We start from the raw sequence: 14833 nt of genomic DNA, 5'->3' as shown, positions 1-14833 counted from the left end.
GCTCCATCAGAGTGGTTTAAATCGTGTGACACCGACGTGGAGCAGAAGTCGTCCCAACCTCCCGCCGACCCCTAACCCGCTTGAGGTAACCCGACCGGGGATTCGCTCACACACCGCGTTCTGTTGAGACCCCTAGCACAAGGTCATCCGACTTGACATCAGGTAAATCCTACATTTCCTACCCGTCGGTAGGAAGTATGCACGTGCAGGAAGTCACGAACCCACCCTTAGCGTGATGTGCATCGCATTAGCACGAAATTTATGACGGCGGAGCCACACCCCAATCACGAACAACTCATTCCGGTCACGACGACCGTTACTTCACGCCGCAACTATTCGCGGTCGGGAACGGGTTCGGGGCATGTGCGGTTGATCGTGGGCAAAGACTCTGGGGTAAACCTTCGGTCTCCCCTGAACCCCGCGGTGGCGTCGGCCGTGTACCGGGCATCTGAACGGGAAAGGGGTCCACCGATGACCACTCCACTGCCGCACCGGGCGATCGCCATGCTCCGCGCCGTCGCCGCCGGCCGCGCCGAGCTCACCGCCAGCAGCGAACCCGATCTCCGCGTGGACGGCCTGCCGTGCTGCGACCAGGCCATGGCCCACGACCTCGTGCACGCCGGCCTCGTCGTCGCCGACGGCTCCGGCGCCGCCTGGATGCCGGCCAGGCTCACACCATCAGGTGAAAGGGCGTTGGCCTCGGCGGGGCCACCTGGAGGAAGGGCGGCCGCCTGAGCGAAGGGCAGCCACCGAAACTCGACACATGATTGCCTGGGAGCGGGACTCGCGGTGTGTTGGAGCGCGGGTTTCGGTGTGACGGTGGGCGGGACTCGCGGGGGTGCGACACGCCGGTGGTGGGGTTAGTCGGCGTGGATGCCGGGGCGGTATTTGGGGACGCGGAGGTGGATCTTGGTGCCGGCGCCGACGGCGGTCTCCACGACCAGGCCGTACTCGTCGCCGTAGACCTGGCGGAGGCGCTCGTCGATGTTGCCCAGGGCGATGCCGGTCTGCTCGTCGGGCTCGCCGGCCAGGGTGCGCCGCAGACGCTCGGGATCCATGCCGACGCCGTCGTCCTCGATGCTGATGTGGGCCTCGGCCCCGGCGTCGGCGGCCTGGATGCTGATGTGGCCGGGGCCGACCTTGCCCTCCATGCCGTGCCGCACGGCGTTCTCCACCAGCGGTTGCATGCACAGGAACGGCACGGCGACGGGCAGGACCTCGGGCGCGATCCGCAGGGTGACCTGGAGGCGTTCACCGAAGCGAGCGCGTTCCAACGACAGGTACTGGTCGATGGACCGGAGCTCCTCGGCCAGGGTCGTGTACTCGCCGTGCCGCCGGAACGAGTAGCGGGTGAACTCCGCGAAGTCGAGCAGCAGGGTGCGGGCCCGCTCGGGGTTGGTCCGCACGTAGGAGGCGATGGCCGTCAGCGAGTTGAAGATGAAGTGCGGGGAGATCTGCGCGCGTAGGGCCCGCACCTCGGCCTCGATGAGCCGTTGCTTGGACCGGTCGAGCTCGGCCAGCTCCAGCTGCCCGCCGGCCCAGCGGGCGACCTCGTTGGCGGCACGGACCAGCCCGGCCGAAGCCTCCTCGGCGTAGGCCAGCAGCACGCCGCCGATACGACCGTCCACATGCAACGGAACCATGACGGCGAACCGAAGCGGGCAAGCGACATCAGCGCACGACACGCGGGCCACGTGCGAACGGCCGTGCGTCAGGGCCGGGGAGATGATCTCCAGCACATCGGCCGAGTGTTGCTCGGCTATGCCGTCCCACGCCAATACCCGCTCGCCGTCGGTCAACGCCAACGCCGGAGTGTCCAACAGGGCCCGCAGATGCGGCGCGGAACGACGAGCGGCCTCGGGCACGAGACCGGCCCGCAGCGGCGGCGCGGCCGACCACGCGGTGTGCAGGGTCTCGTACGTGGCCCGGTCGACGGCATTGCCGGACTCCCGCAGGGCATTACGCAGGCGCCACAACAGAACCAGCACAGCCAGGGTCATCACGCACAGCAGTCCCGCCAGCACAGCGGTCGTCACGGCGTCTCCTCCTGAGCGAGACCGAGCGCCTCCGGTGCGTGCAGCCGCACCATCGTGCGGTTCACCGACGCGGGCACGGTCCGGGGCGTCAGCAACGATCCCACGATCATCACCGCGAAGCCCAGCGGCACACTCCACGCCGCCGGCCGGCTGAGCAGGTCGTACACCAGCCCGGCGCCGGGCGGCACCAGCAGGGTCACCAGCCCGGCCACCAGCGCCAGTCCCCCGCCGGCGATCATGCCGGCCATTGCCCCGAACGGCGTGAGCCGCCGCCACCAGATCCCCAGCAGCAGCAAGGGGCAGAACGACGACGCGGCCACGGCGAAGGCCAATCCCACGACGTCGGCCAACGACATCCCGGAAACCAGCAGGGCCGCCCCGAACGGCACGATGGCCGCGAAGAACGCCGCCACCCGGAATCCGCGAAGTCCCCGCAGCAGCAACACATCCTGCGACAGCACGCCGGCCACCGACAGCGTCAGGCCCGACGACGTCGACAGGAACGCCGCGAACGCCCCACCGGCCACCAGCGCGCCGAGCAACTCCCCCAGCGTTCCGCCCACGAGCCGCGACGGCAGCACCAGCACGACCGCGTCCGTCTGCCCGGTGAGCAACAGCTCCGGCGTGTAGATCCGCCCCAACGCCGCGTAGGCCGGGGGCAGCACGTAGAAAATGCCGAGCAGGGCCAGCACGACCACGGTCGTCCGACGAGCCTGCCGGCCGTTCGGGTTGGTGTAGAAGCGAACCACGACGTGCGGCAGGCCCATGGTGCCGAGGAAGGTCGCGATGATCAGCGAGTACGTGACGTAGAAGGGATTGCCGTGTCCCTCTCCGCCCAACGGCTGCGCCCACAGGGCGTTCGTGTCGGCGGGGATGCCCTTGACCTGCGGCACAACGGACTTGGCCGGGAAGTCCAGCGCGGCCCCGGCCGCGATCCGGTGCGGCCCCGGCGTCAGCGACACCGACGTGCCGGCATACGTCCGCCCGTCCACCACACCGTTGACAACCACCGACACCCGGGACGACACCTCAACGTCCACGGTGGTCTGCACGGTCACCTTGGTGTCGTTGGCAAACACCGCCGGCACCGACCCGTCCAACGACGGCGCACCGGCATCCCGCCACGCCAACACCAGGAAGATCACCGGAATCGCCAGCGCCGAGAGCTTCAGCCAGTACTGCACGGCCTGCACGAACGTGATGCTCCGCATCCCCCCGGCCATCACGTTCACCGCGACCACCACCGCCACCAGCAACGCCCCGAGCCACCCCGGCGCGCCGGTCACGGTCGTCAATGTCAAGCCCGCGCCCTGCAACTGCGGCACGAGGTACAGCCACCCGATGCCGACCGACAGCACGCTGGCCATCCGCCGCACCCGCCGCGACTCCAGCCGGGCCTCGGCGAAGTCCGGCACGGTGTACGCCCCCGACCGCCGCAGCGGCGCCGCCACCAACGCCAGCAACACCAGATATCCCACGGTGTAACCGATCGGGTACCACAGCATGTCCGGCCCGTACGCGAAGATCAGTCCGGCGACGCCGAGGAACGATGCCGCCGACAGGTACTCCCCGCCGATGGCCGAGGCGTTCCACCATGGCGACACGGTGCGCGACGCCACGAAGAAGTCCGACGTGGTGCGGGAGACCCGCAGGCCGTAGCCGCCGATCAGCAGCGCGGCGGCGAGGACGAGCGCCACGAAGACCGCGGAATAGGTGCTGCTCACTGGTCAGGACTGCTCGACGAGATCGGCGAAGTCCCGCTCGGTGCGCTCCACCCGCCACACGTAGTAGCAGGCGGCCGCCACCACGACCGGGTACACCGCCAGCCCGAGCACCAGCCACGGCAACGGCAATCCCAGCACCACCACCGTCTTCGTCAGCGGAACCACGCTGAACAACACCGGCAGCGCGGCCAGCGGCCCGCACACCAGCAGCACGACCAGCACCCCGAGCCGCAGCTGGGTCCGCATCAGCGACCGCATGTACAGGGCGCCGACCTCGGACTGCTCGTCGATCTCCCGCACGATCGGATACGACCGTGACCGCCGCGCCGCCCGCGTCCACGGGCTGGTGACGACGACCCGCCGCGGCCGCTCCGCGTTCACTTGCCCGCCCGCACCGCGTGCGGCCGGGCCCGCTTGACCAGCAGGTCCCGCAGCTGCGGGGTGTGCCGGCGGCTCACGGTCAGCATCGCGCCGCCGATCTTCACCGACAGCTGTCCACCGTCCAGCCGCAGCTCCTCGACGTGGGCCAGCGCGATCAGGTGGCTGCGGTGGATCCGCACGAAGCCGGCCTCACGCCAGCGCTCCTCCAGCCCGGTCAACGGCGTGCGGACCAGGTAGCTGCCGTTCGCGGTGTGCAGTCGCGCGTAGTCGCCCTGCGCCTCGGCATAGCGGACATCGGCCAGCCGTAGGAACCGCGTGATGCCGCCCAGCTCCACCGGGATCACGTCGTCCGGAGTGACCGACGGCGGCTCGGCCGCCTGCTGGGCCGGCACGTGCACGGAACTGGCGATCACCTTGTGCGCCACCCGGTGCACGGCCTCGGCCAGCCGCTGCGGGCGGATAGGCTTGAGCACGTAGTCGAGCGCCTTGAGCTCGAACGCCTCGACCGCCGACTTGTCGTCCGCGGTGACGAAGACCAGCGCCGGCGGGCTGGCGAACCGGGTCAGCACCCGGGCCAGCTCCATGCCGTTGAGGCCGGGCATCTTGATGTCCAGGAAGACGGCGTCGACCGGGCGGTCCGCGTCAGCGGCGCGGTGCAGCAGGCGCAGCGCGTCGGTGGAGTCCTGCGCGCCCTCGGCCGTGCCCACGCGCGGGTCCGCGCCGAGCAGGTAGACGATCTCCTCGAGCACCGGCAGCTCGTCATCCACGGCCAGCACTCGCAGCGGCCGGGCCGACGGCCCGTCGCACTCCGGACACGACGCTGGACTCATGTCTCGCAACCTTAGTCACCACGCAACCTTGAGCGGCGGCCAGCTGAGGACCATACGGTCGCCCCGGACGGACCGGACCGCCAGTGTGCTCACCCGTTCGGACGTATCGTACGGCCACTGGCCGCCCGCACGTCACCCAGGGCGATCTCCAGTTCGAGGAGTGCCTCCTCCGACCGTCTTCGCGCCACCTCCACCGAGGCCGCCGCGCCGGCCCCGGCCAGCCGTCGGGTCGGTTCACGCAGCGTGGTCAGCAGGTCGGTGAGCGCGCAGGCCATCCTGGCGGCGTCGGCGATGGCCGCCATGAGCTCCCGGGCGCTGGCCGGGCGCGCGTCCGGCAGCGCGGCCAGATCGTCGCGCGACAGATCCTCGACCATTCGCGCCACCTCACCCCCATTTGTTCCACAGTGGACGTCCGTCGAGCACACCAACAGTAGAGATGTAGCTTTCGGCGACACGACCGGTCGGGGTGCTTGCGCGCCGGACGACACCTGCCGCACGGTGTGCGGAGACGGGGGCGCGATCAGCGGGCGAGCGGTCGTGGACGGTGTGCGAGGACGGTGGCTGGCTTGGAGAACTCGGTACTGGCGTCGTTGCGCGCGCTCGCCCCGGACAAGGCGCTGTTGACCTTCGTGGACGACGAGGGCGCCGACCGGGCCTCGCTGACCGCGGCCGAGGTCGTGACCAGGGCCGAGTCGGTGGCGGAGTCGCTGCGGCGCTGGGGTTTCCAGGTCGGCGACCGCGCGGTGCTGGTGTACCCGCCGGGCCCGGAGTTCGTGATCGCCCTGGTCGGATGCCTGATCGCCGGCGTGGTTCCGGTGCCGGTGTACCCGCCGGACCCGTTCCGGCTGCGGCAGACGCTGCCGGCGTTCGCCGCCGTGTTGGACGACTGCCGGCCGCGTGCGGTGCTCACGGTCAAGGCCTACGACCGGGCCCGCAGCATCGGCGCGGTCGCCGGCGTGTTCGATCGGACGAAGCCGAGCTGGCCGCGGATAACGTGGCGGCACACCGACAACTGCCGCCCGGCCACTGCTCCGGTCGAGTGGCGTTCGCCGTCCGATCCCGACGAGCCGGCGCTGTTGCAGTACACGTCCGGCTCAACCGGATCGCCACGCGGAGTGGTCATCACGCACGGCAACCTGATCGGCGAGGTCACCGCCAACGCCGTGGACCTCGGCCTGGGCGAGCGGGCCCGCGGCGTGTTCTGGCTGCCGCAGTACCACGACTTCGGGCTGATCAGCGTGATCATGTCGACGCTGAGCGGCAACGCGCACAGCCGGCTGCTCTCGCCGCTGGCCTTCCTGCGTCGCCCGGCCGTGTGGTTCGAGGTGATGTCCCGAGTGCGGGCCACGCACACCGCGGCCCCCAACTTCGCCTTCGACCTCGCGGTGCGCAAGACCAGTGTCGAACAACGGGCGGCCTGGGACCTGAGCTCGGTCCGGGTCTTCATGTCGGCGGCGGAGCCGATCCGCCCGGAGACCGTGACGGCGTTCCTGGACGCCTTCGAGCCGGCCGGGCTGCACCGGGACGCCTTCTACGCCGCCTACGGGCTGGCCGAGCACACCGTCAGCGTCACCATGGGTGGTCGCGGCACGCTGCGCCTGGACCGGGTCAGCCTGGAGGCCGGTCGCGCGGTGCCGGCGCTGCCCGACCGCACGGCGACGACGCTGGTCGGCTGCGGGCGGCTGACCAAGTTCGACGCCCGGCTGCGGATCGTGGACCCTGACACGCGCGAGGTGCTGCCTCCCTGCCGGGTCGGGGAGATCTGGGTCAGCTCGGCGACGAAGGCGCTGGGCTACTACGGCCGGCCCGAGCAGACCAGGACCACGTTCCGGGCCCGGGTGGCCGGCGGCGAGGACCCGACCGACTACCTGCGCACCGGGGACCTCGGTTTCCTGCACGGGGACGAGCTTTTTGTGACCGGGCGGCTGAAGGACCTGATCATCGTGCGCGGCCGCAACCTGCACCCGGAGGACATCGAGGCGAGCGTGCGGGACTGCCACCCGGCGATCCGGCCCGGCGGTGTGGCGGCGTTCTCGGTGCCGGCCGAGGACGGTGAGCGGCTGGTCGTGCTGGTGGAGACGCGGGACCGCCGGGCCGACGAGCAGGCGATCATCGAGGCCGTGACCGAGTGCGTGCAGCGTGATCACCAACTGGCCTGTGCCCGGGTGGTGGTCGGGCCGCAGGGCCTGGTGCGCAAGACAACCAGCGGCAAGATCCGGCGCGGTGCGTGCCGTGAGGCGTTCCTGTCCCGCGAGGGCGTGCCCGCGTGAGGCGTGTCTGTGTGGTCGGGGCGGGAGTCAGCGGTTTGACCGTCGCCCGGGAACTGGAACGTCTCGGCCATTCCGTGACGGTGTTGGAGGCGGCGGAGAACGTCGGCGGCAAGTGCGCCTCGGTGACGTTGGACGGGCACGTGTTCGACGTCGGCGGGCACGTGTGCACGCTGACGTACAAGCGGTTGGCGGCGCTGGTCACAGAGCTCGGTCTGTCCATTGAGGACATCACTCCGGTGACACGGAGCCCCTTCCTGAGCAAGGACGCGCGGCGGCGGTACGACGCGCTCAAGGCGGAGCACTTCCCGGACATCGCGAAAGCCGGGCTGGCCCACTCGGCTAAGGCGCTGGCGATGCCGGTGCGGGAGTGGCTTTCCCTGTTGCCGGAGTTCGCGGCGACGTTCGAACTGGGCTACACCTCCTCCGGATACGGTCGCCTCGACGGCGACCTGCCGGCGTTGTACCTGGTCAAGTACGCCGAGATGACGGGCCTGGTCTCGGACCGGGGCGCGTCGGTGCTGGGCCGCCGGTTGCCGTTCACCATCGCCGGCGGCTTCGGCCAGGTGTGGGAACGCATAGCCGCCGAGCTGGCCGATGTTCGTTGCGGGGCAAGCATTTCCTCGATCCGACGACACGGCAACCGGGTGTTGGTGACCGTCGACGGCGAGACGCTGCGGTTCGACGATCTGGTGTTGACCGTGCCGCTGGACCAGTTGCTGCCGGTGCTGGATGCTCGCGAGGACGAACAGGATCTCGCCTCCCGGATCCGGTATCAGGACTACCGCACGACGTTCTGCACGGCCCCGGACCAGCCACGGATGGCCTTCACGCTGTACGGCGACACGTCTTTCCACCACCGATACACCGACAGCGAGATCTACGCCCGCTACTCCTATGGACCGGCCGACGCCGACGAGGTGTTCTGCGATCGCCAGTGGAAGTACATGCCGCACTTCGGGTGTGCCGACCTGGCCGCCGGGATCTACGACCGGATCGAGGAGATCCAGGGCCGGCACCGGACCTACCACGTGGGCAGCCTGCCGGCCTTCGAGCTGGTCGAGTGCAACCTCGACTATGCCCTGGACTTCGTCGCCCGCCACTTCGGCAACGATCTCACGAACTGGTTGGCCCGACACGTGTCGGCCGAGATCAAGCGCCCGGCCGACCCGCACGCCCCGATCGCCACGCTGGGCCTGGAGTCGCTCCAGATGGCGACCGTGCTGGCCGATCTGTCGTCCCACCTCGGCTATCGGGTGCCACATTCGCTGCTGCTCGAACTGCCCACTTTGGACGCTGTCGCCCGGCACCTCGACGAGCACGGCGACGAGGTCGCCGGCCCGGAGAGCCTGGCGTTGGCATTGACACCGCCGCGCCCGTTCTTCTGCATCGGCGGCGCGGTCGGCGCGGCCTACTACCTGCTGCCGCTGGCCCGGGCGATCGGGCCGCAGCAGACGTTCTATGCCTTGCAGAGCCCCGGTTTCGACGGCGTCGACGAGCCACTGGACGAGGTGCCGGCGCTGGCCGGCCGCTACGTCGAGGAGATCAAGGCGATCCAGCCGCACGGGCCCTACCTCATCGGCGGGCACTCGTTCGGCGGCCTCGTGGCGTACGAGGTCGCTTGCGTACTCAGGAAACACGGCGACGAGGTCGCCCAGGTGATCCTGATCGACACCTACCTGGCCGAGCCCGGCCAGCCCGAGCCGCCGGCCGATGACGTGGCGATCATCGAGGAGCTGTGGCGGATGCGCAGCCTCGCCTTCCGCGGCGCCGACGCCCCTCGACGCCGGGTCGATCAGTCCCTCTCCCCCGCCGAGCAGCGCCGCGAGCTGGCCCGCTTCCTCGGCGCGAGCGGGCCGGCGGACGAGCACATCGCCGCCATCATGCGGGTCTACCAGGCCCAGCTTGAGGCCGTGGTGCGCTACGAGCCGGGGCCGTCCGACCTCGCCGTGACGTTGATCAAGGCCGAGGGCGGCTTCCCGCAGGTGCTGTTCGACGACCGGCACATCGCGCTGCGCCTGGACGATCCGGCCAACGGCTGGGAAAGCCTCGCGCTGCAAAGCTTGTCGGTGATCACCGTACCCGGCAACCACTTCACGGCCTTCGCACCGCCGGACCTCACCGCGCTGGCCGCGGCGATCCGGTCCTGCATCGCCACCATTCCCGCGCCGCGACCGCCGCAGCAGGCACGGGTCGAGGCCAGCATCCACCTCAACCCGATGGACCCAGACTTCCTCCAGGACCCGTATCCCTTCTACCACCTGCTGCGCGACCTGGCTCCGGTGTACCGGGACGAGGCGTTGGACGGCTGGGTGCTGACACGGCACGCCGAAGTGTCCCAGCTGCTGCGGGATCCTTCGGTGATCCGGCCGTCCACCGCCACGCTCCTGCCGCGGCTGCCCGAGGAGACGCTGGCCGAGCTGAGGCCGTTCATCGAGTGGCTGGACGCCAGCCTCCCGTTCAGCAACCACGAGCGGCACGACCGGATGCGGCGGCTGATGGCCGGCAGCTTCACCGGCCGGGCGGTGGAGGCGCTGCGTGGCGACGTGGAGAAGGCCGTGGCCGAGATGCTGGACGGTATCGACCGGCCAGGGCCGGTGGAGTTTATGTCCGAGGTGGCGTATCCGTTGCCCGGCCGCGTGGTGATGGACCTCGTGGGCGTGCCGCGCTGTGATCAGCCGCAGGTGGCCGAGTGGGGCCGCGAGGTCATGGCCGTGCTGGGACAGGCCCAGTTCGGCGAGGATCCGGTCAGCACCGCGTACCGGGCCATGGCCGCCGCGGACGAGCTGACCAAGTACATCGGCGGCATGGTCTCCGACCCCGAGATGGCCACCACCGTCATCTCGGTGATCAACGCCGGCCTGGAGACCACGGCCCACTACATCGGCAACAGCGTGCTGGCGTTGCTCCGCAACCCCGATCAGTACGCGCTCCTGCGTGATGACCCGTCGGTCGCCCGGACCGCGGCCGAGGAGCTGCTCCGCTACGACAGTCCCGCGCCGATCATCACGCCGCAGCGGGCGACCGTCGACCTTGAGTTGGCCGGCAAGCGGATCACCGCCGGTGAGCTGGTGTTTCCCGTGCTGGGCGCGGCCAACCGCGATCCCGGCCGGTACCCCGACCCGGACCGCCTCGACCTGCGCCGGCCCGACGCCGCCGGGCATCTCACGTTCGGCGCCGGCGCGCACTACTGCCTCGGGGCGGCGCTGGCCCGGATCGAGGGCCAGGTGCTGTTCCCCGCGCTGGCCGCGCGGTTCCCGTCGTTGCGGCTGGCCGAGGAGCCCGTCTTCCGGCCGGACCCCGCGCTGCGGGGCCTCGATCGGCTGACGCTGCTGATCACCTAGAATGCGTCGTGGCCGTGATGCTCGACGACAAGTACATCCAGGACCGGCACACCATGCATCGGTGGTTGCGGTCGCAGGCGCCCATCTGCGAGGCGGTGCTGCCCGACGGGCGGCGGGTGTGGCTGATCAGCCGCTACGCCGACGCCTTCGAGGCGCTCCGGTCGTCGCCGACCGAGCCGGCGCCCGGCGACGTCGATGCCGTGCTGGCCGGCCTGGACGGTGACTTCGACCTGCTGCGGGACTTCGCCCAGCCGATCGCCGGCGACAACGTGGTCGCGCATCTCCTGGTCAACGCCGTCGTCGACCTGCTCCGGCACCCCGATCAGGTCGGGCTGAACGTGGCCGAGCTGTCACGGCACGACGGCCCCTACGGCATGGCGCTGCGCACCGCGACGGACACGATCACCTTGGCCGGCATCGACATCGAGGCCGGGGAGACGGTCGCCGTGCTGATCGGCTCGGCCAACCGCGACCCGATCATGTTCGACCGGCCCGACGAGCTCGACTTCGGCCGCAACACCACCGGCCACCTCACCCTGGGCGACCACGAGGACCTGGTCGACGAGGCGATCACCAAGCTGCGCCAACGGTTCCCGGCCCTCGCCCTGAGCGGCGAGCCCACCCGCCTGGACGACGTGGTGGTCAACGGCTACGCCACGGCGCCGGTCACAGCGGGCCCGTCGAGTGGCGGCCCTTCCTGATCGGGTCGACCGGGGCCAGCGGCAGCTCCATGATCGCGCGGATCAGGTCCCGCACCGCCGCCGCGCGATCCTCCGAGTCGAGCAATATCAGCAGCCGTTCGGCCGACAGCTGACGAGAGAAGGCGAACGGCTGCGAGAAGTACAGCCGCAGCCGTTCCGACGTGGACTCCTGCGCCCGCAGGAAGGACCGGCCCAGGTACGCCGCCAGCGCCGCCCCGACCACGCCGATCGAGCCGGCGGCGATGACGATCACCGTGGAGCCGGTCGACGCCACCACCGCAACCGCGACGACCAGCACCGCGAAGCCGACGACCACCGCCCGCTGCGCATGGCGAAAGCTGCGCTCCGCCTGGGAAGTCGCCAGCGCGTGGTAGTAGTCCAGGCGGCGCTGGGTGAGCGCCCACAGGGCCGTCAGCTCCAGCGGCCCGCGCTTGTCGGCGGCCTCCTCGGCCCGCTCCAAACGCCGGCGCGTCTCCTCCACCTGCCAGCGGTCGGCGTGCTCCCGTTGCAGTGCGTCGCGATAGGCCAAGTTGACGAACAGCGCCAGCAGGCCGAACAGCACAGCCGTGGCGACCGCCAGCGCCAGGTAGGGGATCTGCCCCGGCAGCACCTGCTCGAAGCCCAGCGTGATCCGGTAGTTCCGGTAGAGCACAAAGGACGCCACGCCGACGGCCACCGCCACCAACACGGTCAGCCAGCCGCCTCGGCGCTGCCGGCGGCGCTCGGGCGACCCGCGCCATGCATCCGACTCAAGCGTGCTGGCGTCCACTCGCGAATGCTAGCCAGCGGCCCGACGCCGCCGACACCTCCAATGGAGTCAACCGAACAGGCGGATGATCGGCCGCCGGCCGACCGTGGTGTTGGCAATGACGGTGCGGGTGAACGCGCCGGACGGTTCGCATTCCGACCAGAACGAGACACCCGGGTCGCCGCCCGACATGATCACGACATCGGACGTCGGGTGCAACCAGAAGCCCAGACCGTAGCGGCGGTGCGGAGAATCGGGCTGCGCGCTGCGTGGCCGCAGCATCTCGTCCACCCACTTCGACGCGACGATGCGGCCGGCGAAAAAGGCCTGCCACAACGCGTGGACGTCGGACAGCGTGGTGTAGATGCCGCCATCGCCGTTGCCCCGCACCGGTAGGTCGAAAACGTTGGTGCGCAAGCCTTCCCTGTCCAGGTAACCGAGCGCCATCCGCGCGTCCGGCTCGTCGCTGCGCAGGAAGGCCGTGTCCGTCATGCCGGCCGGGGCGCACACCCGCCGTGCCACCAGCTCGTGGAACGGCACGCCGCTGACGCGCTCGGCAATCACCGCCAGCACGACAAAAGCTCCGTTGTTGTAGACGAAGTCCGTGCCCGGCGGGAACTTCATCGGGTAGCCGTCGAGGACGGGCACGTAATCCTCGGTGGTGACCAGGTTTTGCGCCGGCACGGACAGCACCGGATCCTTGTCGCCGTCCTCGCTGTAGTAGTCGCCGATGCCGGAGCGGTGGGAGAGCAGCTGCTCCACCGTCACCGCGTCGTCGATCAACGGCAGGTCCGCGCCCAGCGCGGACCGCGCCGTCGTCGACAGGTCGAGGGTGCCGTCCTCGACCAGAGACATCGCCGCCAGGGCCGTTAACGACTTGGTGCCGCTGGCAATCGCGAACCGAGTGTCCACAGTGTTCGGAACACCCAGCCCGCGATGTGCCATGCCGTAGGCCCGCGCGAACACCGTCTCGCCGGCCTCGTCCAGCCGCACCACGCCGGAGAAGTCCGTCGCGGCGGCGACGCTGTCGACCTCGGGCCCCAGTTCGCTCATCGGGCCAGGATAGTCAGGCCAGGCGGACGGCCAACTCATTTGTGTCGGCCAGGAACCACAGGCGGCGGCCCCGGTTGGACTCCCGCACGTACGCCCGCAGCGGCTCGCTGACGGCGAGGTGTTCGCCCAGGTCGCCGACGACGGCGAGGCGCTGGCCGTAACCGATGACCTTCTGCGTGAAGTGCCCCAGCAGGGTCGTGCGCAGGTCGAAGACGCCGTCGGCGAACCGCTCCACCGGAATGACCACCAGCGTCACCGACTGTCCCCACAGTTGCCCGATGATGTCGACCGCGTCCTGCTCGCTTGACAGCTTCGGGCCGTCCGCGTCCAGCACGTACGCCATCGTGCCGCCGATGTCGGTCAGCGTGTCAGCCATGGAGGAATCCCCCGATCCGATCCGTCTGGTCCGGCAGCATGTGCCCGGCGCCGGGCAGCATCACCACGGTGGCGTCGGTCGTCGACCTGAGCCGCCGCTGCGTGGCCCGTGAGTTCAGCAGCTCGTCGCTCTCGCCGACGATCACCAGCAACGGCATGGTCAGCCGGCGCAGCCGGGCCGCCGAGAAGATCGGCATCAGCAGCCGCGGCCGGAAGTGCTGGAACACCATGCGCACGTACTTCTCCGGCGCCGACCTGGGCTCCGGCTGCTTGCGGCCCAGCACCTGGCTTAGGAGGAACACGGCCATATTGCCGAACCGCTGGCGGCCGATGCCGCCCGGCACCGTCAGCACCATGCGGCTGACGCGCCCCGGCCGCCGCGTGGCGTAGTCGATGGCGAACCAGCCGCCCAGCGACACGGCGACCACCTGCACCTCGGTCAGGCCCAGACCCGCCAGCACGTCGTCCAACCACTCGGCGTAGGCCGGAGAGCCCAAGGGCGGCCGCGACGGCGCGCTCAGGCCCGGCTCCCCGATCACGTCCACGGCGTGGAAGTGAAACCGGTCGGCCAGGTGCCCGACCAGCGGCATCCAGGTCAGGGCGTTGCCGCCCGAGCCGTGCAGCAGCACGACCGGTGGCCCGTTCTGGTTCCCGGACACCAGCACGAAGGTGTCGCCGTGGCGGGTCGACACCGTGCGCCGGTCGGCCGGGACCGGCCAGTGGGCCAGCCACTCCTCGTACTGGCGACGGATCTGCTGGGCCCCGGCGTCGGTCTTGTAGATCGTTGCGGTCACGACTCCCCCTCGGCGAGCAACGCGATCCACCGCAGCAGTTCCGCGGTGGTGGTCAGGTCCCCCAGGACGATGAGCTTCAGGCGGCCGCGCGCCTCGTCGTACGCCGACTCGATGCGCAGGGGCTGCTCCTGGTAGCCGCGGGTGTTCGCGGCCCCGACCGCCCCCATCGCGATGCGGCTCGCGTCCTCGCGGCTGATCGCGTCGATCTCGACGATGCTCGACACCTCGACGTGCCGGGTGCGCCGGACCTTGGACTCCGCGCCGGTGAAGGCGTCGAGGTCCTCGCGGGCGATCCGGTACTGCTTGCCGATCCGCACCGCCTTCAGGCGGCCCTCACGGACGTAGTTGCGAACCGTGCGCACATGCAGGCCCAGCAGGTCCGCGACCTGTTCGACCGAGTACATCTCCTGGGACACGAACCCCAGACTACCGCATCACTCCCTATAGGCAACCGATTAGGGAACGATAGGGAAGGTTGCGACCTCACCGAGGGCCACCCCGGATGCAGGGAAGGACGCCTTACCCGCATCCAGCGCGGGTAAGGCGGGCTTCCCTGCATGACGAGGCCCGGACACGCGGC

At 70.2% G+C, this 14833-nt stretch carries 14 protein-coding genes; 4 read left to right on the top strand and 10 right to left on the bottom strand.

The annotated features are described in order from the left end of the window. The first annotated feature begins 471 nt into the window (after positions 1-471). Entirely contained in the window at positions 472-735 is a 264-nt protein-coding gene (locus AB0M73_RS31950) for a hypothetical protein (protein ID WP_363898404.1), read from the top strand. Positions 736-860: 125 nt separating this feature from the next. On the opposite strand, the gene AB0M73_RS31945 is transcribed toward AB0M73_RS31950, so the two are convergent. The 5 genes from AB0M73_RS31945 to AB0M73_RS31925 all read right to left on the bottom strand — a co-directional run bounded on the left by AB0M73_RS31945 (position 861) and on the right by AB0M73_RS31925 (position 5345). Beyond that, positions 861-2036 (bottom strand): histidine kinase, encoded by a 1176-nt coding sequence (locus AB0M73_RS31945; protein ID WP_363898401.1) that lies wholly within the window; start codon positions 2034-2036, stop codon positions 861-863. Further along, positions 2033-3760, bottom strand: coding sequence for a cation acetate symporter (locus AB0M73_RS31940; protein ID WP_363898398.1), 1728 nt, complete (start codon positions 3758-3760; stop codon positions 2033-2035). Before AB0M73_RS31940 ends, AB0M73_RS31945 begins: the two co-directional genes overlap by 4 nt. A 3-nt stretch (positions 3761-3763) precedes the next feature. Then, positions 3764-4141 (bottom strand): hypothetical protein, encoded by a 378-nt coding sequence (locus tag AB0M73_RS31935; RefSeq protein WP_363898395.1) that lies wholly within the window; start codon positions 4139-4141, stop codon positions 3764-3766. After that, positions 4138-4971, bottom strand: a complete 834-nt coding sequence (locus tag AB0M73_RS31930) for a LytTR family DNA-binding domain-containing protein (protein ID WP_052396422.1) — start codon at positions 4969-4971, stop codon at positions 4138-4140. The genes AB0M73_RS31935 and AB0M73_RS31930 overlap by 4 nt, the downstream gene beginning before the upstream one ends. Before the next feature lie 89 nt (positions 4972-5060). Next, positions 5061-5345: a hypothetical protein gene (locus AB0M73_RS31925; RefSeq protein ID WP_363898391.1), complete on the bottom strand. Its 285-nt coding sequence runs from the start codon at positions 5343-5345 to the stop codon at positions 5061-5063. A 192-nt stretch (positions 5346-5537) separates the two neighbouring features. Here AB0M73_RS31925 and AB0M73_RS31920 point away from each other — a divergent pair, with 192 nt between their 5' ends. Genes AB0M73_RS31920 through AB0M73_RS31910 form a run of 3 tightly spaced genes read left to right on the top strand, consistent with a single transcriptional unit; the run spans position 5538 to position 11283 of the window. Then, positions 5538-7241, top strand: a complete 1704-nt coding sequence (locus AB0M73_RS31920) for a fatty acyl-AMP ligase (protein ID WP_363898388.1) — start codon at positions 5538-5540, stop codon at positions 7239-7241. Further along, positions 7238-10582, top strand: coding sequence for a cytochrome P450 (locus tag AB0M73_RS31915; protein ID WP_363898385.1), 3345 nt, complete (start codon positions 7238-7240; stop codon positions 10580-10582). The genes AB0M73_RS31920 and AB0M73_RS31915 overlap by 4 nt, the downstream gene beginning before the upstream one ends. An 8-nt stretch (positions 10583-10590) precedes the next feature. After that, positions 10591-11283, top strand: a complete 693-nt coding sequence (locus AB0M73_RS31910; RefSeq protein ID WP_363898382.1) for a hypothetical protein — start codon at positions 10591-10593, stop codon at positions 11281-11283. On the opposite strand, the gene AB0M73_RS31905 is transcribed toward AB0M73_RS31910, so the two are convergent. Genes AB0M73_RS31905 through AB0M73_RS31885 form a run of 5 tightly spaced genes read right to left on the bottom strand, consistent with a single transcriptional unit; the run spans position 11249 to position 14669 of the window. After that, entirely contained in the window at positions 11249-12052 is an 804-nt protein-coding gene (locus tag AB0M73_RS31905) for a hypothetical protein (RefSeq protein ID WP_043727219.1), read from the bottom strand. The genes AB0M73_RS31910 and AB0M73_RS31905 overlap by 35 nt on opposite strands. Positions 12053-12100: 48 nt before the next feature. Beyond that, a complete protein-coding gene (locus AB0M73_RS31900; protein ID WP_363898378.1) occupies positions 12101-13084 on the bottom strand; it encodes a serine hydrolase domain-containing protein in 984 nt (327 codons plus the stop codon). A 13-nt stretch (positions 13085-13097) separates the two neighbouring features. Next, positions 13098-13460, bottom strand: coding sequence for a DUF4180 domain-containing protein (locus AB0M73_RS31895; protein ID WP_363898375.1), 363 nt, complete (start codon positions 13458-13460; stop codon positions 13098-13100). Then, complete coding sequence (locus AB0M73_RS31890; protein WP_363898372.1) at positions 13453-14253, bottom strand: alpha/beta hydrolase; 801 nt, start codon at positions 14251-14253, stop codon at positions 13453-13455. Before AB0M73_RS31890 ends, AB0M73_RS31895 begins: the two co-directional genes overlap by 8 nt. Continuing rightward, on the bottom strand, positions 14250-14669 hold the full coding sequence (locus AB0M73_RS31885; protein ID WP_043727210.1) for a helix-turn-helix domain-containing protein: 420 nt from the start codon (positions 14667-14669) through the stop codon (positions 14250-14252). The genes AB0M73_RS31890 and AB0M73_RS31885 overlap by 4 nt, the downstream gene beginning before the upstream one ends. Between the last annotated feature and the right edge of the window lie 164 nt (positions 14670-14833).

The sequence above is a fragment of the Kutzneria sp. NPDC051319 genome, assembly GCF_040682195.1.
GTDB lineage: Bacteria > Actinomycetota > Actinomycetes > Mycobacteriales > Pseudonocardiaceae > Kutzneria.
Note: the sequence above shows the minus strand (reverse complement) of the source record. Positions and strands in the feature narration are given on the sequence as shown.